Source organism: Streptomyces sp. NPDC041108, assembly GCF_055592645.1.
The window spans coordinates 1-17,657 of record NZ_JBVIYK010000040.1 but is presented as its reverse complement, the minus strand read 5'-3'; the positions used below and the strand labels follow the sequence as shown (position 1 = coordinate 17,657).

Here is a 17,657-nt window from a genome sequence, read left to right as displayed (position 1 = left end):
CCCGCGGAGCGGGTACCATATCGCTGCGCGATATGCAAGCGAACACCCGCGCTGCGCGCGGGTGTTGCGCTCACGCTCCGCGTGAGCGGTGCTGCCCGCGCTGCGGGCAGCACACCAGCCCGGCTGCGCCGGGCTGGTGACGCTCCGTTCGCTGCGCTCCCGGGGCTGCGGGCCTGCGGGCCCCGCGAGGGTGGCTTACGCTGCGCTCCAGCCACCCGGGCCGCTACGCGCGGCCAAAAGGCCGGCCCCGCTGCGCGGTGCGGCCAACGGGCCTTCGGCCCGGGCGGCGAGGGGAGGGGGTGGCGGGTCAATCGAGAGAGAGGGAAGGGAGGCTGCGCGGTGCCACCAGTTTGACTAATTCTTGCTTCATTTTGTTACTCAGATACAGTCTGGACTCAGGACACACCGGTGCTCAGTCGTGTCGCTCCCCCTCAGCGTGGGGTCATGGAGGGAAAGAGGGGATCTTGACGGATGTGATCCGTAGCCTGATCCACCGCGCTTACCTGCACATTTCATGCTTCCGAGGCGCTGAAGAGCCTTCTGGCGATCGGGGAGAAGTAGATAGCAGAACAGCAGTGGCCACTATCAAGAATCAGTTTGTTGGCCCTGGAACCAATAAATAACCCCTGCAAGATCTTTTGCAGAGCCCGAAGGCGAGCTACCACGCTCAGATGATCTTGAAGACCAAGAAGAACAGTTGACGACGTACCAGTCGGAAGAGGAAGGCATGGAGTGCCCGTACCGCGTTACGGGCCGCAGGTGTTCCCGCGGGGAACATACCCCACCCGCCGCTTAGCCGGCTTAGCGCGACTAGAGATAAAGGCTTCTAGCCACGTGTTCTGCTCTCGTATGTGAAGTGACGGCAGATGTCCTTCTGGAGTGTTCCCCAGGGGAACACTCCAGAAGGACGAGGCCTTTTCGTCGCTAAGCTAAGGTCTCATCATTACCGGATGCTGAAATCTGAGACCAGCGACAGGATACCCATACCTCCGATGCTAAACCCGATTCCGATGCCGATTCCGAGTGCGATTCGCTTGCCGATTTCGACTGGCCATTTCGGAGTCTTGTTGATGACTAGGTGCCATTCTCCAAGCCTTACCTCAAAGAAGGGATCCGTATTCTCTTCAAACGTTCCCATCTCTTTCACCGCCCACATTTCTGAGCTAGGTGACTGTTCCCCAAATGATGCTCTATGCATTTCGGAGGGAACGGCAGGGTATAATTCAACACAACGATTTCGTCCTAACTGTTCGGAGTCGAGAGAGGGAGCACACTGTTCACCCCTGGATGCTTGCCGGCTCGGGGGTGGCGGGGAGCTCCCTCTCATTCATGCTGGCAGACAGCTTACAGCGGCGCTGAACGGAACATCTTCGTCCAGCAGGTCCCCGCCCCCTCTTCGGCAAGAAGAGGCTTACCGACTTTCGCCCTTCTCTTCCCGTAGCTCCCTTCTGTGAGCTGCGAAAACCTGTTTAAAGGTTCAGAGCGTCCGACTACAAAAACTCCTCTATAACGTTTTCATAACGCTCTTTCTGGCTGCTGTTCACCCTGATGCAGTGACGTGTTCTGGATAACGGGCCAGGCCTCTCTGTGCCTAAAAGGGTGCTGGTAAAAGGCCCCGCACTTGGGCAGGCCCGATATCCAGCCTGAGAGCCGGGTCCTCATGGTGCCTACGAAAATCCGTAGGGTGGCCCAGGTGTCATGCGCGCCTCATGTGAGAGAAGGTGGCTCGACTCCCTTGGAGGACGCGGCGCCGTCCGCCGGAGCCTTCTGCCATCACAGCCCCAACACGGTGCTGAAACGGGCCCGTTCACGTCTCCCCCGTGACTGTCCGCCCGGCGAGCATCCAGAGCAACTATACATAGCTGGACTGGCTACACATAGTTAATGGTAGAGTGCGCGGAAGTCAGCCTGGAGGGGATCTCATGAAGGTGACCGTGTTCCAGTTCGAGGGCACTCCTGAGGAGCTGGATGCCTCGCAGGTACTGAAGGAGTTGACCAACCACCACCGTGGTGCCGTTTCGGTAGTCCCCGACGACGGCCGCGACAGCGGGACTCTGCCCGCCCGGATTCCGGGAGTGGCTGACGAGGGACAGGAAACGGTGCGTCAGCTGCTGCTCCGCAGCCCGGCTCCCGGCCTGTTCGTCCGGTTCCTCGATGAGACGACCCGGTGGGACAACGTCGGTGTCTACGGCATCAAGCGCAAGAACGCACTGCCCGACGCTCCCCTGGACTACAGCCGCTACCTGCGCCTGCGCCGGCAGGGATCCCAGTTCGGCGGCTTCGCCTACGTCTACGCGGAGTACAGCACCATCAATCTCCGGCTCAGCTACAGCCAGCAGCAGCTCGACGAGCTCGGCATCAAGTCTGCCCGGACCCTCACCACCGGGCACCGGGAATACCGCGTCAGCGTCGACCTCACCGACGAGACAAGCCTGGCCGACGCCCTTCAGCTGGCCGAGCTCGCCTACAACGCCACCTAACGCAGACAGTCCATAGCCCCAACCAACAGGAGAGCCTGGCGTGGACCTACGACCTCACCAGCGAGAAGCCGTCGACGCGATCCTCCGAGCCCTCGAACTGCCCGCCCGAGCGCTCACACCCGAGCGAGGGCTACGCACCCAAGTGGTCATGGCGACCGGATCCGGCAAGACCCTCGTCGCCGCCCGCAGCGCCGAAGAGCTCCACGCAGGCCGTGTGCTGGTGCTCGTGCCCTCGCTGGACCTGCTCGCCCAGACGGAGGCCGCGTGGCGCGAGGGGGGCCGCCGGGGACCGATGATCGGGGTGTCCTCGCTGCGGGGCGAGGAAGTGTCCTTCCCCAACACCACGGACGTGGACGAGCTGGTGGAGTGGACGCGCGGCCTGGACAAGGTCACGGTATACGCCACGTACGCCTCGCTCGGTCTGGGCACGCTGGAGCGAGCGCACGCCGCTGGCCTTCCGGGTTGGGACCTGATCGTCGTGGACGAAGCCCACCGGGTTTCCGGCCGGATCGGGAAGCCGTGGGCGGTCGTTCACGACAACCAGAAGATCCCCTCCCTGCGCCGCCTCTACATGACGGCCACGCCCCGGCTGTGGCAGCTCGGGGACGAGGACGAGGCCGGCGCACCGGGCGAGCTGGTCGCGAGCATGGAAGACGACCCCAACGGGCCGTTCGGCAGCAGGGCGTTCACTTTGACGCTCTCGGAGGCCATCGACAGGGGAATTTGTGCCCCCTACCAGGTCGTATGCGTGGACGTCACCGACACCGCGCTCCAGGCCGCGCAGCTCCTGGGCGCCGAAGGCCGCTCGGTAGAGGTGCGCGGGGCGCGGCTCGCGGCTCTGCAGACCGCCCTGGTGAAGGCGTCCGCGGAGGAGGGCTTCCGCCGCACGCTGGTCTTCCACCACCAGGTCCGCGAGGCCGAAGCGTTCGCGGCCGGCCTTCCCGACGTCGCCGCGCATCTGCACGCATCCGACCCCGAACTGTACCCCAAGACGATCTGGGCGGACTGGCTGTGCGGCGACCACAAGCCGCTCCACCGCCGCCGGCTGCTCGGAGAGTTCGCGGCCGGGATCGCCACCGACGGCACCGTCGTGGAGAAGTGCTTCCTGTGCTCGGTGAAGGTCTTGGGCGAGGGCGTCGACACCAAGAACTGCGACTCCGTGTACTGGGCGGATGTGCGCGGGTCGATGCCGGACCTGGTCCAGGCCGTAGGCCGGGCGCTGCGGATGCAGCCGGGCGAGGGCAAGGTGGCCTCGCTCGTGGTGCCGGTACTGCTCGGGCCGGGCGAGACGGCAGACAACATGCTCACCTCCCGTGCCTTCGGCGGGTTGGCCAAGCTGCTGGAGGCGCTGCGGGCGCACGACGCGCGGATCGTGGAGAGCCTCGCGGAGCAGCAGGCCCCGAGCCGTTACAAGCCCGTCAGCAAGGACGACAGCGGCAAGAGCACCAAAGGGAGCGGTGAGGGCTCCGGAAGCGTCAGCGGCCCCGCCAAGGCCCTGCTGAAGTTCTCCACGCCCCGCGACCCGGCCGCCCTCGCCGCGTTCATCAACCTGCGCGTCCTCAACCCCGAGCACGAGCACTGGCGGCGCGGTGTGGAGGCCGCCGTGATCTACGCCCGCGAGCACGGCGACCTGAAGGTGCCGTTCACGTTCCGCGTGCCCGCCGTCGACGACCAGGAGGCGGAAGCCGAGGGCTGGCCGGCCTCGCTCGCCGGGTTCCCCCTGGGGCAGTGGATCGCCGACGCTCGCCGCTTCTACGCCCGCGGGGACATGGACGAGGACCGCGTCGCCCAGCTGGAGAAGCTGGGCATGATCTGGAGCCACTTCGACGTCGCGTGGGAGGAAGGCCTGTCCGCCGCGCGCGGGTGGGCTGCCGAACACGGGCACCTCCTAGCCCCGCTGGACGCCACCTTCCAGGGGGCGAAGGTGGGGATCTTTGTGAAGAACGCGCGGGCCGCAGCCCGGAAGGCTGCCGAGATCGAGCAGCGGCGTGCGGAGGGGTTGCCGGTGGAGTCGTCGGCCGGGGCGCTGTCGGACGAGCGGCGCGAGCAGCTGGAGGAGATCGACGCGTCCTGGTGCCCGAGCTGGCCGGTGACGTGGCAGCGGTGCTTCCACCTGGTCCGGCTCCACTTGGACGCGGGCAAGGCGCTGCCCACCACGGTGGGCGAAGTTCTGCGCCAGGGCGAGGATCTGGGGCGGTGGGTGCAGTCGGTGCGGCTCGGGTGGGACCAGCTCACGACCGTGCAGCAGTGGATGTGCGAACAGGTCCTCGGGATCACACCCGCGACCGAGGACGAGAAGCCGCCGCCGCGCCGCACGCAGGCCGACAAGTGGGCGATGAACTACGCCGCAGCCAAGCAGTTCTACGAGCGCGAAGGACACCTCCAGGTCCCGAGAAAGCACATCGAACGGACCGTCGGCGAGAACCAGGAGGAACGGGAGCATCGGCTCGGGGCATGGATCGGCAACCAGCGGAGCAGGGCCGCGACACTGACGCCGGAGCGCGTGGAGCAGCTGTCTGCCATCGGCATGCGCTGGACAACATAAGCTCGCGCGCAGGTGGACGGGCTTGCCTCGGGTGATGCTGGCCCCTCAGGACCGTCAGGTCGCTGGTGGTTCGTTCGATGTGACTGTAGGCAGGGTTCGGATCCGTAGCAGGCCGTCTGCGCCGCCCGTGGCAAAGAGTCTGCTGTCCGGTGAGAAGGCTGATGCTGTCACGTGGCCGCTGTGGCCGATCTGCGGACTGGGAAGCTCAGTCCAGTTGGCTGTTTCCCAGATGCTGAAGCGGAAGTCCGGCTCCTCCGGGTCAGCGGAGACCCTGTCGCCGCTGAGGGCTACGAGAATGCGTCCGTCCGGAGAGAACGCCATCTCCGTGACCATGTCACCCGGGCACTCGAGTGGCTCGTGGATCATCTGCCGTGTGCGTACGTCCCAGAGCTGGATGTCTTCGCTGCCGGTGGCCAGGACGCCCCTGCTTGGTGCGAGAGCCAGAGCGGTGACGTCTGATGCATGGCCATGTAGGGGGGCATCGATCCTCGTCTGTTCTTGCGCCTTCCAGACCTGGGCAACGCCTTCGGCATGGCCGGTGATCAGCAGGCCATCGGTGGTGAGGGCTGGGGCGCTGGTGAGATTGTTAGCGAAGTGCTTCTCCGCTTTTCGTGGTTGGCGGGGGTCGGCGATGTCCCACCGGCGGATCGTGCGCCCCTGGACATAGATGGACTGGCCGTCGGGGGCAAAGAGGAGGCTGTCGACGAAGCCGGCGCTATGGAGGGGCTCTGCGATGAGGGTCCGGCTTTCCACGTCCCACAGCCGGGCGGTTGCGTCCTCGCTTCCCGTCGCCAGGAGCCGGCCATCGGGAGAGAAGGCCACACTCGTCACACGGCCGGTGTGTCCGAAGAGTGCTGGTCCCGCCCGGCGCTGTGCGACGGTGTCCCACAGCTGCACGGTCTTGGCGCCGTGTCCGGTGGCCAGGAGATGACCGTCCGGGGAGAACGCCACTGCCCACACCCCACCAAGGTCCTCGGCGGTCGGCGGCAACTGCACATGCTGCCCCCGCCGCAGCGCGGCCAGGACGACCTGCTCGGACAGAGCGGCATGATGCTCTGTCATCAGTCGGGCGGGGGCGCTGCTGTTCTGTGCGTGCCGCAGCAGAGACAGCCGCTGCCAGCGATCCCGCCACTGGGGTAGGTCCGGATGCTGTAGTGAGGCGACCTTGTTGGTGTCGTAGGCCAGCAGGACGCGGACCAGGGTGAGGTAGTAGTCGCGGCTGGGCAGGCTGTGGCCCCGCAGGGTCGCACTGATCCCAGAGGCGGACAGGTGCTGGCCACGCGGAGCCCGGCCGGCGATCTGTGCGAGCGTCGGGTCACCGTGCAGCGCCCTGAGCGTGCGCAGTTCTGCAGCAGCGAGCCTCAGCTCCCGTCCGAAGTCGCCCTTGGCTGCGCGCACATCGCCCCCATGTCCGTGTACGGCGACGGCAGTCCCGGCCGTCTTCCCAGGTTAGAGAGCTACCTGTGCAGATCATCGGAAAATGCTGATGTCTGCTGGATTTAGCTGGAGAACCGTGCAGATCCACGCCGGTGCGGCTGTGTGTGCGTCTTTTCGCGCTGTGCAGGAGAACGGCCGGGGCTGGGCTCGACTAGGTGCCCAGGAGGTACCAGTGATGACAACTCGCCAGACGACCGAGGGAACACCCGCGCCGATCACAGCTACGCTGAACACGCCACCCTGGGCTCGGGCCGAAGCCCCACAGGGACGCTCTCAGGCAGAGAGCAGCAGGACCGCCGACCGCGAGGCGCGCACCACCCCCACGCGGACGACACCACGACAGGTGTCCGCCGTCTCTGTTCCTCCGCCTCGTAGGAGATTCCCGATGGCTCGGGACCCGCACCCGCACTCCCCCGTACCTGCCCAACCCGAACCGCCCGGCCCGCCCAGCGCGGGGCTGCCGTTGGAGGCCCCGCTGTTGTCGGTGCACGCCGCCGTGGTGTTCCTGGCGGCGTGCATCATCGGCCTCGTCATGGGCGGGCTCGTGTTCCTCACCGAGAAGTCCGTGCCCAAGGCTGTCGCCGCAGGTTTGTGCTCCTTCGGGCTCAGCGTCCCTGTGTTGCACAAGCTGATCGGCTGATCTGCGGTGGGGTCGGGCTGGTCCACCCTGCCCGGCCTCGCCGCCCTTAACGTCGATAGGCGCTGAACTCGTGGCGTGGCCGCCGCGACGCCCACGGCGGGTCGTCCGGGGCAGCGGCCTGGATCAGTTACTCATCTCTGTGATGGTGACCGTGACCAGGCCGGTAGGTGGCTGATCCGTCGTGATCTCAGAAGGGTGGGTCGTCCGAGTAGCCCTCCTTCGGCGCGGGATGTGCCAAAGGAGGGCGCGCATGAAGCCATGGGCTTTCGCTGATTGGCTGTTGCTCCTCTGAGTCGTTGGCGTCGAAGGACGGGTCGTACGAGATGTCCTTGTTGGTCGCGGGAGGCGCCGCATGAAGCCATGGGCTTTCGCCGATGGGCTGTTGCTCCTCTGACTCGTTGGCGTCGAAGGACGGGTCGTACGAGATGCCCTCGTTCGGCGCGGGAGGTGCCGAAGGGTGGCGCGCATGAAGCCATGGGCCTTCGTTGTTTGGCTGTCGGTCCTCTGGATCGATGCCGTCGACGGCATCGTTCCACAGCCGCTGCAGCTGCTGTCTGCGTGTGGTCGGATCGCCCGACTCGTTCCAGCCGCCCGACTCCTCCGGCCACCGCAGGCTCTCAGGGTCCTGGTTGCTGAGCTTGCACAGTGCGCGAAGAACCGCGTCGACTTTCTCCCAGGTGCTGAGCGTCTGCCCGGTGAGCAGTCGCCGGATGGTCTCTCTACTCACAGGCAGCGGATTATCCACGGCACTGGTCGCCGCAGCGATGCGGGCGAGCGAGGGGCGTCCCGCTTGCTTGAAGTAGTCGTGCAGTTCGACTGCAAACTCCCGCCTGATCCCAGGAGGAAGGTCCGCTTTGCTGGGCATCCGCAACATCTGAGGCACCCGCCAACTCTCCCATGACCTCAGCCCACTTCGACACATGAAAACCCAGGAAGACATGGCATGACGCCCCAAATGAACTAGGGAAGACCCGAGTTGCCTCATGAGGACACGCATTGCCCCCCGTCGACTCAGGCGAACTTCTTTCAACAAGTAGACGTTTCCGCTGGTCAGAGCGTGTTTCGAGGTGCTTTCTTTGTTCTCGTTCACCCCGCGAGTCGGCAACGTCTCAAGGCGTGGGCAACGGCGTGGTCGTCACCGGAAACGGCGACGGCCCCCTGGTGGGCAGGGAGCCGTCTACAGAAGACCGGACATCCCCGACAAAGGAGAAGCGCATGTCCAAGACCGAGCGTACGGGCAACAGCCCGGACCCGGAACCCCTCCCATCGAGGACCCGGTGGGCCAAGCGCGCCCGGCGGCTCCGCAACGAGGCCGGCCTGCATCTGATCCGAGGAGCCGCAACCGCAGTCGGAGGTGCTGTCGTCGCGTACGGAGGCCTCTGGATCCAGTCGCGCTGACAACGAGGAGCTGGACCGGGAGCGTGGCCGACGGCATCTGTGCGGTCGTCGGCCCGCGATCGGAATGTGGTGGGGCAGGAGCGCTATCGGCGGCCTGCATCACCGGCCAGATACTGCTGAACGCGAAGGCGAGCCGTCGGCAGGGCCGCCTTTCCGCCTTGGATGATCATGGTGTGGGAGACAAAGTAGTCGGGGTGGCGGATGGTGGTGAGCAGTCTGCCGTCCGGCTGCAGGCGGTGATCGGTGAAACCGTCCAGAGCGCCCGCTGCGAGGGGCGTGCGGGCCCACGGGTTGTGCAGCACATGGAAGCCCTCGCTGAAGGTCTCGCGTTCCTCTGGCCCGTAGTCACCGACGACGTAGCCGAACGGCACGGGCAGGGCCGCGTCCGGGTCGGGGTCGTACATGGCCCCGCATCGGGCTACCGCTACGTCTTCCGGCCCGTAGCCGCGCTCGGTTCCCATACGGGAGAACTTCGACACGGTGGCGCTGTTGGTGAAGATCACGGCGGCCAGGTGTTCGGCCTCGGGCTGGGCGAACAGGCCGCTCGGGATGGTCTTGCCCTTGCGCCGGTGTTCCGTGACGATCTGGGAGTTCAGCACGAGCGAGCCGTGGCGGTCACGGGTGGGGACGTCCCGAATCCCGTAGAGGTACGTCGACAGCGGGCCCGTGGTGTGAAACAGGGCGCTGGGGTTGTGGAAGGACTGCACTGCCAACACGAAGGGCACGCCCTCGACATGCGGCTTCTCCCAGTAGGCGTGACCCTGCGCATCACGGTGGTCGAGCTTGCGGCGCAGGGCCTTGCCGATCTGGAAGACGAACTCCGCTTCCGCCGCTTCCAGTTCGTCGGGGATGAGACGGCGCACTGCGGAGGCGATGTCGACGTCTTCGGCCGGCTCACCCTGGGGCGGGTTGGTCGTGGTCGCCTCGATGGCTACAGGGGCGTCACCGCGCACGACGAAGTCCGGTGCTGGGCTGGTGCGGTCCAGTTCCTTGCCCTGTTCACACAGGGCGGCGAAGAGGGCCAGCTCCAGGACGCGAGCGGAGAAGCCGGCGGTCTGGAACTCACGTACGAAGCTGTGGTCGACGTCGGGGAAGTCGGCGAACACCTCGTCCATGAGACGGCGGGCGGCGGTGTAGCCATGGGCCTCACGAAAGTCACGGAATTCGCGGCTGGCCTTCTCCAGCTTCAACTTCCGAGCGAGGTCAAACAGGCTTCGGTTCATCATCGGCCTCCAAGGTGCCGGCCAGGCCGGGATGGCGGAGTAGGTTGTGCCCGGTCGGCAGCGCCATCGAGCTGGGAACCCCGTTGATGGGCCCCTGCAACCCCACCTCCGCGGTCCCCACGCTGTGCTGGCCGTGGATCAAGTGCTCACTTCAGTGATGGCGTCCGCGATCAGGACGGGCAGGTGGTTGATGGCGCGTTCCAGAAGCCGCTCGATCCGGACCGCGTACTGACTGCTGTCCACGTTGATGAGCGATCCCCACTTCGCGGGTTGGTACCGGGAGAGCATGGAGAGCGCGTACAGGACCGCCCACCAGGCCATCAGCGGGTGCAGCTCCCGCTCCATCCGTGGGAGGACGGGAAGGAAGTACCGGTCTCCTCTGTAGCTGCGGGTCATGGACCGCAGGTGAGCCAGTCGTTCGTCTCCGGTTGCCATTCCGTCGAATCCTGACCCTGGGGGCATCTGCCAGTTGATCGTGAGCTCGCCTCTGTCCCGGTTGTAGATGCCGTAGTCCGGAGGCGCCTCGGAGCCGAGGCTGAGAGCGCCGGTGGTCACGTAGCTGTCGTGCTGAGCAACGGCCGGATACGAGGCGAGGAAGTCTGCCAGCGCCTGACGAGTGCCGGCGTTGACGACCCGGGCGGGGATGTGGCACACGGAGATGCTCAGGAGAGAGTGTTCGTGCGTGCCAATGCCGCCCTCGTCCGCGAACAGCGGGGTGAGCCGATACCTGGTGGTGAGCGGGTAGCGGAGGTTGGGAGGCAGCAGATCCCACATGTCCTCTAGGCGCACCGGGTCCTTCTCCCACACTGGGGAATCAAGGGCTTCGCTGACCCTCACGAAGCTGCCCCGGGCACCGTGCTGGTCGGTGCTGACCGGGATGTCGGGAAAGTCCAGGTGGAACGCGGTGGCCTTGATCCCGTGGGAGGTGAGGTTCCAGTCCTCGCCCTTGAGGGCCCAGGCGGCGGCCGCGATGGCGCGGCCAGCCTGGCTGAGGCCGTAGAAGACCTGCATGGGACGCGTCGCGGTTCCTACGGCGGCGGCAGCCTGGAACGTCTGCTCCGACTGTTCGAGGGCCGCCGCGTACGTCTTTTGGCGGGAGCCGGTGTCGGCCCTGCCTGGTGGATTCCAGCGGCTGGCCCTCAGCCGCTCCCATGCCTGAGCGGCGTCGAGATCGATGCGCATGCCCCGGGACGGTACCCGCTGTTGAGTTGACGACGCGGGTGAATTTTTTCCTCCGCGTACGCGGGCGCGAACCTAAGCGAAAAGTACAACTTGTGAGGATTTAAAGGCTCCTACAGGAGGGGGGTAGCTGCAGTCCCGACCGCCCCGCCCTCATGGGCAACTTGAGGGTGGGATCGGAACGGACTCCGCTTATCGTCACCATGACGGTAATATGGGGGACGGACGGGCCGCTCCATGCGACCGCTGCTCCGTCATGTCGTCGTATGTGGAGGTCAGTTGTGGAACCGCATGTGAATCTCGCGTTCTCTGTGCGTGCCACCCCGGGCGGGTATGCGGTCCTGCTCGGGGCCGGCGTCTCGATCGCGGCGGGCATGCCGTCTGCGTGGGACGTCCAGCAGGATCTGATCAGGAGCGTGGCGGCGGCGGAAGGCTTCACGGAGATCGGTGACCCGCACACCTGGTACAAGGAGCGCTTCAACCGCACGGCCACCTACGACGACCTCCTGGCCCGTCTGGCGAACACCCCGTACGAGCGACAGGCGCTGCTGCAGACCTACTTCGAGCCCAGCGAGGAAGACCGCGAGGAAGGTCGCAAGCAGCCCACTGACGCGCACCGGGCGATCGCCCGACTGGTCGCCGCCGGGCTCGTACGCATCGTGCTGACGACGAACTTCGACCGGCTCATGGAGACCGCGCTCCGGGAAGAGGGCGTCGAGCCGACGGTCGTGGCCACTCCGGACGATGCCACCGGCCTGGCTCCGCTGCACACCCTCAAGTGCCTCGTCGTCCACGTCCACGGCGACTACCTCAACCCCACGAGCATGCTCAACACCCCTGAGGAGCTCGAAAAGTACGCGCCTTCGGTCGATAAGCTGCTGGACCGCATCTTCAGCGACTATGGGCTTGTCATCTCCGGCTGGTCCGCAAAGTGGGACCCTGCGCTGCGCAACGCCCTGTCCCGGTGCCCCTCGCGAATCTTCACCTCGTACTGGACCGATACTCGGGAGCTGCCCGAGGAGGCCCAGGACCTCCTCGTCCGGCGTGGCGCCGTATTCGTCCGGGCTGACGCCGACTTCTTCTTCACCCGGGTCGCCGACGCCGTGGCCGCGCTCGCCGACACCGACCGCCAGCACCCAGCGAGCGTCGCCGTCGCTGTCGCTTCCGCCAAGCGCGCCCTGTCGGGGGTCGGACTGGCGATCAACCTGCACGACACGTTGCGCCGTGAGACCAGCCGTATCGCCGCCCTCCCTCTGCGCAGTGGCCCTTGGCAGTCCTCCGACTCCAACGAGCACAGCCGGAGACTCGGAGTGCTAGAAGCCGAAGCGGAACTGTTGCTCGCTCTGGTTGCGACCACGGCCTACTGGGGCAAGGAGGAGACCGACCGGTGGTGGATCCGCGACATCGAGCAGCTCGGCACCGTCAGCGGGGGAGGCGATGAGGCCCTGATCCGGCTTGCCCAAGCCCCGGCCACCATGGTGATCTACGCGGCGGGCATCGCCGCCCTCGCCGCCGAACGCTGGCGCACCCTGGTCCGCGTTCTCAGCGAGCCTCAGGTTCAGCACCCGTATAAGACCAACATGCTGCTACCCGCCGCTGCGCTCCTCGACCCGCAGACGACCATCGGTCATGGCTTCGACGGCGCGGAACACCTTCACCTCCAGCTCCGCCCCGTCTTCACGGAGCACCTCATGCTGGGCGAGACGGCGTACCGCGACACGTGGGAGCGCTTCGAGTTCCTGCGCCTGATCGTGCAGCACGACTCAGGCGAGGGATTCGACTGGCCTCACATCCGCGGCACAAGATACGACGGATACCGCCTCGCTCCAGCAATCTGGCTCAAGCAGGAACTGGACCGACATGGAGATTCGCATCTGCTCCTGCGAAGAGGCTTCCTGAACGGCGACGCTGAACGTCTTCACACCGCGAGAAAAGCAGTCCAAGCCACATACGCAGAATGGGCCAGGACGCTGCCGAGGTGACCAGCGGCCAGGCGCAGAAGGCATGCCCCATGCGGGTATCGGAGTACGCGAGCAGGCGGCCGGTGTCCCAGGGGCGCAGGCTGATGGGGTGGAGTGGCCCGTAGACGTCGCCCTGGCACGCCCGGTGACGCAGCTTCCGACGGGACCGTGGGCCTACGAGATCAAGGTCGACGGCCACCGGACCGTGCTGTGGCGGACCGAGGACAGTGTCCGGCTGCAGTCGCGGACCGGCCGCGACGTCACTGCGCTCTGGATGGATTTGGCCGTGGCCGCCATGAACCTGCCGCCCGGCGTGATCCTGGACGGCGAAGCCGTGGTGTACCTCGCCGCCGACGACGGCACCGCGCGGATCAGCTTCGCCGCGGCGCAGTCCCGCGCGCTGTCCCGCCCCCGCCGCGCGAGGGAGCTCGCCGACCAACACCCGGCGACGTACGTGGCATTCGACATCCTGGCCCACCCTGCGGCGGGCTTCCCCGACCTTCGGCCGCGTCCGTACACGGAGCGCCGCCAGGTCCTCCTGGACGTGCTCGCCGACGTCGGTCCGCCGATCGTGCCGGTGTGGTCGACCACGGACCTCGAGGAGGCCCTGCTCTGGTTCGAGACGCTCGAAGGAACCGGCGTTGAGGGGATCGTGGCCAAGCCGCTCCGGTCGGCCTACAAGTCCGGCCGTGTGTGGGCGAAGGTGAGGCACGCGGACACCGTCGACGCCACCGTGGTCGGCTTCACCGGCACGACCCGGCATCCGAAGGCCCTCGCCGTACGGCTCCCTGACGGACGCGTTGCCCTGTCCCAGCGGCTGACCACGGCACTCGCGTCCGTCGTCGGCCCGCGCCTGGTCCCCGAGTCCGGGCGGGCGTTCACGAAAGCCGGCGACTCCTTTACGCCCGCCATCGGCAACGTGGTGGTGGAGGTCGTGGCGGGCACGACCCGGCACGCCGTCGTCACGGTGATGCGGCTGCGCTGACCGATGGCAGAGCTTCGCCCCGCCCACCCGGGCTGATCGGCTGGCGCAGGTCCAGGTAGCAGCGCAGCCGGACGCCGGGCTCCCCCGCATCCCGCGTCGTCCGCTCCGCTGTCGCCGTTGCCCAGCGTTCGGCGAGCAGCTGCTGGAAGGCGAGCGCGGTGTCGTCGTCGGCGGCCGCAACGTCGACGACGACCAGGCCCGGCTCACTCACGTGCGCCTCGTTGATGGGGTCCATGTACGGCACTACGCCCGGGCTGCCGAGCGGGTTCCGCCGGTGCGGTGTCTTCACCCGACCGAGTGGCGGGTGGTCAGGGGCTGTCGCCTGCCCAGTCCCAGCGGGCCGGGTTGCCGGGGCGCGGGTCGTACAGCGCCCGGCCCCCGGGGCCGAACTGCCCGAGTTCCGTGAGGAGGGAGACGCCGTCGTCGATCTCCTCCGGCCTCCAGTCAGTGATGTCGAGCAGCAGTCCGTCCAGCGGCCCGCCGACCAGTTCGGCGTAGCTGCGTCCCGGCTTCGGGCCGGGATGGTCGTGGTCGGTGCCGTAGATCCGGCCTCGTAGCACCTGCTCATCGTCGCTGTCCATGTCGTTCAGCGTCGCAGCCGCCACCGACAACGAGGGCTTGCCCAGGGGCTGCTGGGCAAGCCCTCGCGCTGCCGGGAGGCACCCGGGTCAGCTGCGCCAGCGTCCGAGCCAGCCGCGGGCCTTCGAGGCCTGCTCCTCCTCCTGGGGCTCCTGCTCCTGGCGCTCGCGTTCGCGTTCGGCCTGTTCCGCCTGCCGCTCCGCCTCGAGCGCCCTCGCCTTGCAGTCGTCGCACAGGTGCGGGTGACTGTCCCTGCGGCCCCAGTCGACGGTGGTGCTGGCCTTCCACCGGTCGTCGGTGAACTTGCTCCCGCAGTCGGCGCACGCCGGACGCTGAGCCTCGCGTTCGGCTGCTTCCTGCGCGAGACGGCGCCGCGCCTCTTCGTCACGGCGGACCAGGGCGGCATCGCGGCGGGGGTTGCCGATCGCGTCCCAGAGGCTCTGTCGGTCCTCGCGGCCGAAGCGCCAGAACGCGGGTCCGGCCGGGCCGTGTTCGCGCAGTAGCTCCAGCGTGGTCGCCACGATCGGCATCTTCTGGTTGTAGATGCGGAAGCCGCCTTCGGCCCACTGGCCCTGCCAGTGCTCGCGGGTGAGGTCGGCGACGTTCTTCATCTGCTGCAGCGCGGGCCGTTTGCCGGCCTGGTGGAAGACGAGCAGGACCGGCGGGTGCGTCGCGTCGCCCCACTGGGGATCGGGGGCGGACCAGCGGGTGCGCCACATCGGCTTGTCCTGGCCGTCGGTGTCCTTCACCGTCCGGTGGAAGTGGCGCATGTACTTGTCGAACTTCGCCGCGGTGACCGGGGCTTCCTCAGTGCAGTTGTCGGCCTCGATGAACAACAGCGGCAGCCCCACCTCCGGGGCGGTGAGGACGACGTCGGCCCGGGCGCACCCGACGCCGGGGTTCCTCCAGGTGCCGGTCGCCGGGAGGGCGACCTCGGTGGCGTAGGAGGTGATGCTGCCGATCCCGTCGGGGGCGTCGACCCAGGCCTGGGCGGCCGCGATGGCTTCGGCCGGCTCACCGGCCACCAGATCCAGGTCGGGCTTCGGACGGATCATCGCGAGGACCGTCTCGTTGACCGTCATCGCGTGCGAGGCACCCGAGCGGCCCGCGCTCTTGGGCATGCCTCCCATCTCCTCCGGCCCGCGGTCCAACTCGAGCCCGGCGGCGGCCAGCCCGTCCTTGGTGAGCAGGCGCACCTCCTCCCCGCCTCGAGTGCGGCCGCCGTCGACGGACAGGCCGTGCCTGCGCAGATCGTGGAGCGCGCCGCGGTGGGAGGCGGTGCGCGCCTCCTTCCGCTTGGCTGGCGTCTCCTTGAGGGTGTGCCGGTACGTCAGGTGCGGTGAGGACAGCCGCTGGATCTGGTCCGCCGTCGCGGCCTTGAGCACCCCGAGCGCGCGCAGCACATCGGCGCGCAGTCCGGTCGACGATCCCGCCTCGTTCGCCTTGCGCTTCGCCATCAGCCCCGCCCTCCGGTGCGTCGCGACCGGCCACCGGCCGGGCGCCGGCCCCGCCCGGCCGCAGAGGGCACCAGGCGCGCCCTGAACCCGATGATCGCCTCCGCCACTGACACCCCACCCCCACCTATTTCCCAGGGCTTGGCCAGTGAGAGGAGGAGAGAAGAGGGATGCGACACAGCGCCGCAGTCCCGAAAAGCCGTGGTGGTCTGGGCAAATGCGGTCAGCGCTCGCGCCGGACACGGAAGTGGGTACGGCAGTGGGAACGCAAGCGTCGGCGGCAGGAGGCAGCGGCGGCTTGCCCGGCCGACCAGCCCTACCGGCGCTGGGCGCGCGGCCGGCCGTTCGGCGGTGCGGTCAGCGTACGGCGGGTGCCGGCGGTCGGTCATCATCCCGGGTCTCTCCCCTGTGCGTTGGCGTCCTCCACTGGCCCTGTGACGGCGCCGGTGGCGTGCCCGCACGAGCATGGGGTGGGGTGGGCGGTGCGGGCACGGATACGTGGATATTGCTCCGGTGACCCGCTGCCCTGCGCAGCGAGTCGGCCATCGCGGCGAGCCGGTTTCGAACGTCGGCGATGCCTGCGTGAGTTCACGTCGTCTCCGGCATCGCACGTGTTCACCGTCATGTGAGAAGACCGGCGACTGTGGTGACCATGAGGGCAAGCAGCGTAAGAGTGGCCGCGAAGGCGATGCCACCACGGCTCACAGCCGCTGCCGGGCTAGCTCCGTCAGCGCGGGCGAGCAGGCCCGCCGCCAAGGCAGCCAGCAACGAGATGGTTATCGCGACGGCAACCGCCAGGACGGTGAGAACGACGGTGTATGACGACGGCACGGCAGACTCCTCAGCTGCTGGACGGGCGTGATGCAGCGACCTTGCCGATTCGCGTGTGCGGCAGGTGACCGCCATACGAAGATGAACACTCCTGAACGGCACTCTGGTTAGGGGCGAAGCGTGGAGGATGCCGAAGCGACGCAGGCACTGGCACTCTTACGACGGCGATTGCGCGAGCGTCTGGGTACGCAGGGGCTGACCAAGACCCAACTGAGCACAAAGATCGGACTGGGACGAACGACCGTCAGCAACGCCCTCAGTGACCGGTTCGACCGGCCTAGCTGGAACACCGTCGCTGCCATCGCGACAGCGCTCCGATTCAGTGCAGAAGAGATCGCGGAGTTGCACCGGCTCTGGGAGGAAACAGTCCCCGAGGGGACGGCATCTGTACGGGAGCCTGTTGAAGTCTCCCCCGCCGATCCACCGCCAGCCGCGTCCCCGTCGTCAAGGTATCGAAGCCGAGTGTTGCTGATCGCGGCAGCTGTTGCGGTAGCTACAGGAGCTGCTGTAGCCATGCGCTTATGGCTAGTCGATGGCTCCGACGCAGCTGGCAACAGCCCGTCGTCCGATAAAGGCTCATCGCCCTCCGCTTTCGCTGCCTCGGATCCGCTGCTGATGACGTCGACGTGGCCGATCATTAAGACCTGCGACGGCAGCACATCGGTCGCCATGCCAGCCGACGGCAAGCCGCTGACGGACTACATCGCCGATAGCCAGGACTTCCGCTCGGTCGTGACGACCCAGAAGAACAAAGGCGGCACCTGGGGTGCCGGCCACCTGTACCTGAACCTCAGCACGAAGGACGACACCACCGTCACCATCGACGACATTCACCTGGCCACCCGAGTACCTACTGACCTTGTCGGATTAGCTTCGGGTGCCGGGGTTGAGGGTCAGGCCGGTTTCGGTGAGGCAGCCGTCGATGAGTTCCGGGTGGCGCTGGAT

At 67.2% G+C, this 17,657-nt stretch carries 15 protein-coding genes; 7 read left to right on the top strand and 8 right to left on the bottom strand.

All coding sequences use genetic code 11. The annotated features are described in order from the left end of the window. Nucleotides 1–1,922 precede the first annotated feature (1,922 nt). Both ACZ6BB_RS41755 and ACZ6BB_RS41750 read left to right on the top strand, forming a co-directional pair. Nucleotides 1,923–2,480: a hypothetical protein gene (locus tag ACZ6BB_RS41755; protein ID WP_471620310.1), complete on the top strand. Its 558-nt coding sequence runs from the start codon at nucleotides 1,923–1,925 to the stop codon at nucleotides 2,478–2,480. 40 nt (nucleotides 2,481–2,520) lie between these two features. After that, a complete protein-coding gene (locus ACZ6BB_RS41750; RefSeq protein ID WP_471620309.1) occupies nucleotides 2,521–5,025 on the top strand; it encodes a helicase associated domain-containing protein in 2,505 nt (834 codons plus the stop codon). 54 nt (nucleotides 5,026–5,079) lie between these two features. Here ACZ6BB_RS41750 and ACZ6BB_RS41745 read toward each other — a convergent pair whose 3' ends face one another. Continuing rightward, on the bottom strand, nucleotides 5,080–6,423 hold the full coding sequence (locus ACZ6BB_RS41745) for a WD40 repeat domain-containing protein (RefSeq protein WP_471620308.1): 1,344 nt from the start codon (nucleotides 6,421–6,423) through the stop codon (nucleotides 5,080–5,082). A 424-nt stretch (nucleotides 6,424–6,847) separates the two neighbouring features. Here ACZ6BB_RS41745 and ACZ6BB_RS41740 point away from each other — a divergent pair, with 424 nt between their 5' ends. Then, a complete protein-coding gene (locus ACZ6BB_RS41740; protein ID WP_471620307.1) occupies nucleotides 6,848–7,102 on the top strand; it encodes a hypothetical protein in 255 nt (84 codons plus the stop codon). A 187-nt stretch (nucleotides 7,103–7,289) separates the two neighbouring features. Here ACZ6BB_RS41740 and ACZ6BB_RS41735 read toward each other — a convergent pair whose 3' ends face one another. Beyond that, nucleotides 7,290–7,967 (bottom strand): hypothetical protein, encoded by a 678-nt coding sequence (locus tag ACZ6BB_RS41735; protein WP_471620306.1) that lies wholly within the window; start codon nucleotides 7,965–7,967, stop codon nucleotides 7,290–7,292. A 350-nt stretch (nucleotides 7,968–8,317) separates the two neighbouring features. Between ACZ6BB_RS41735 and ACZ6BB_RS41730 the strand changes: the two genes are divergently transcribed. Continuing rightward, the gene (locus ACZ6BB_RS41730; RefSeq protein WP_471620305.1) at nucleotides 8,318–8,500 is read left to right on the top strand and encodes a hypothetical protein; all 183 of its coding nucleotides are present in this window, start codon (nucleotides 8,318–8,320) and stop codon (nucleotides 8,498–8,500) included. An 83-nt stretch (nucleotides 8,501–8,583) separates the two neighbouring features. Here the strand turns inward: ACZ6BB_RS41730 and ACZ6BB_RS41725 are convergent, their stop codons facing one another. Both ACZ6BB_RS41725 and ACZ6BB_RS41720 read right to left on the bottom strand, forming a co-directional pair. Continuing rightward, the gene (locus tag ACZ6BB_RS41725; protein ID WP_471620304.1) at nucleotides 8,584–9,723 is read right to left on the bottom strand and encodes a hypothetical protein; all 1,140 of its coding nucleotides are present in this window, start codon (nucleotides 9,721–9,723) and stop codon (nucleotides 8,584–8,586) included. A gap of 138 nt (nucleotides 9,724–9,861) precedes the next feature. Then, complete coding sequence (locus ACZ6BB_RS41720; protein ID WP_471620303.1) at nucleotides 9,862–10,905, bottom strand: YaaC family protein; 1,044 nt, start codon at nucleotides 10,903–10,905, stop codon at nucleotides 9,862–9,864. Between the two features lie 290 nt (nucleotides 10,906–11,195). Here ACZ6BB_RS41720 and ACZ6BB_RS41715 point away from each other — a divergent pair, with 290 nt between their 5' ends. After that, on the top strand, nucleotides 11,196–12,884 hold the full coding sequence (locus ACZ6BB_RS41715) for an SIR2 family protein (protein WP_471620302.1): 1,689 nt from the start codon (nucleotides 11,196–11,198) through the stop codon (nucleotides 12,882–12,884). Between the two features lie 88 nt (nucleotides 12,885–12,972). Next, nucleotides 12,973–13,848, top strand: coding sequence for an ATP-dependent DNA ligase (locus ACZ6BB_RS41710; RefSeq protein WP_471620301.1), 876 nt, complete (start codon nucleotides 12,973–12,975; stop codon nucleotides 13,846–13,848). On the opposite strand, the gene ACZ6BB_RS41705 is transcribed toward ACZ6BB_RS41710, so the two are convergent. From ACZ6BB_RS41705 to ACZ6BB_RS41690, 4 genes are all read right to left on the bottom strand, one after another. Then, nucleotides 13,826–14,083 carry a DUF6207 family protein gene (locus ACZ6BB_RS41705; protein WP_471620300.1) on the bottom strand — a complete coding sequence of 86 codons (258 nt, stop codon included), beginning with the start codon at nucleotides 14,081–14,083 and terminating at the stop codon, nucleotides 13,826–13,828. The two genes, ACZ6BB_RS41710 and ACZ6BB_RS41705, sit on opposite strands and share 23 nt — an antisense overlap. A 73-nt stretch (nucleotides 14,084–14,156) precedes the next feature. After that, nucleotides 14,157–14,429: a hypothetical protein gene (locus tag ACZ6BB_RS41700; protein WP_471620299.1), complete on the bottom strand. Its 273-nt coding sequence runs from the start codon at nucleotides 14,427–14,429 to the stop codon at nucleotides 14,157–14,159. A gap of 87 nt (nucleotides 14,430–14,516) precedes the next feature. Further along, nucleotides 14,517–15,884: a replication-relaxation family protein gene (locus ACZ6BB_RS41695; protein WP_471620298.1), complete on the bottom strand. Its 1,368-nt coding sequence runs from the start codon at nucleotides 15,882–15,884 to the stop codon at nucleotides 14,517–14,519. 618 nt (nucleotides 15,885–16,502) lie between these two features. Beyond that, the gene (locus ACZ6BB_RS41690; protein ID WP_471620297.1) at nucleotides 16,503–16,712 is read right to left on the bottom strand and encodes a hypothetical protein; all 210 of its coding nucleotides are present in this window, start codon (nucleotides 16,710–16,712) and stop codon (nucleotides 16,503–16,505) included. Between the two features lie 120 nt (nucleotides 16,713–16,832). On the opposite strand from ACZ6BB_RS41690, the gene ACZ6BB_RS41685 reads away from it, so the two are divergent. Beyond that, a partial coding sequence (locus ACZ6BB_RS41685) for a helix-turn-helix domain-containing protein (protein ID WP_471620296.1) occupies nucleotides 16,833–17,657 on the top strand: 825 nt, incomplete at its 3' end.

Coding starts and splice junctions, on each gene's coding strand:
- ACZ6BB_RS41755 (WP_471620310.1), top strand. CDS start 1,923: ATGAAGGTGACCGTGTTCCAGTTCGAGGGCACTCCTGAGGAGCTGGAT.
- ACZ6BB_RS41740 (WP_471620307.1), top strand. CDS start 6,848: ATGGCTCGGGACCCGCACCCGCACTCCCCCGTACCTGCCCAACCCGAA.
- ACZ6BB_RS41735 (WP_471620306.1), bottom strand. CDS start 7,967: ATGCCCAGCAAAGCGGACCTTCCTCCTGGGATCAGGCGGGAGTTTGCA.
- ACZ6BB_RS41730 (WP_471620305.1), top strand. CDS start 8,318: ATGTCCAAGACCGAGCGTACGGGCAACAGCCCGGACCCGGAACCCCTC.
- ACZ6BB_RS41725 (WP_471620304.1), bottom strand. CDS start 9,723: ATGAACCGAAGCCTGTTTGACCTCGCTCGGAAGTTGAAGCTGGAGAAG.
- ACZ6BB_RS41720 (WP_471620303.1), bottom strand. CDS start 10,905: ATGCGCATCGATCTCGACGCCGCTCAGGCATGGGAGCGGCTGAGGGCC.
- ACZ6BB_RS41705 (WP_471620300.1), bottom strand. CDS start 14,083: ATGGACCCCATCAACGAGGCGCACGTGAGTGAGCCGGGCCTGGTCGTC.
- ACZ6BB_RS41700 (WP_471620299.1), bottom strand. CDS start 14,429: ATGGACAGCGACGATGAGCAGGTGCTACGAGGCCGGATCTACGGCACC.
- ACZ6BB_RS41695 (WP_471620298.1), bottom strand. CDS start 15,884: ATGGCGAAGCGCAAGGCGAACGAGGCGGGATCGTCGACCGGACTGCGC.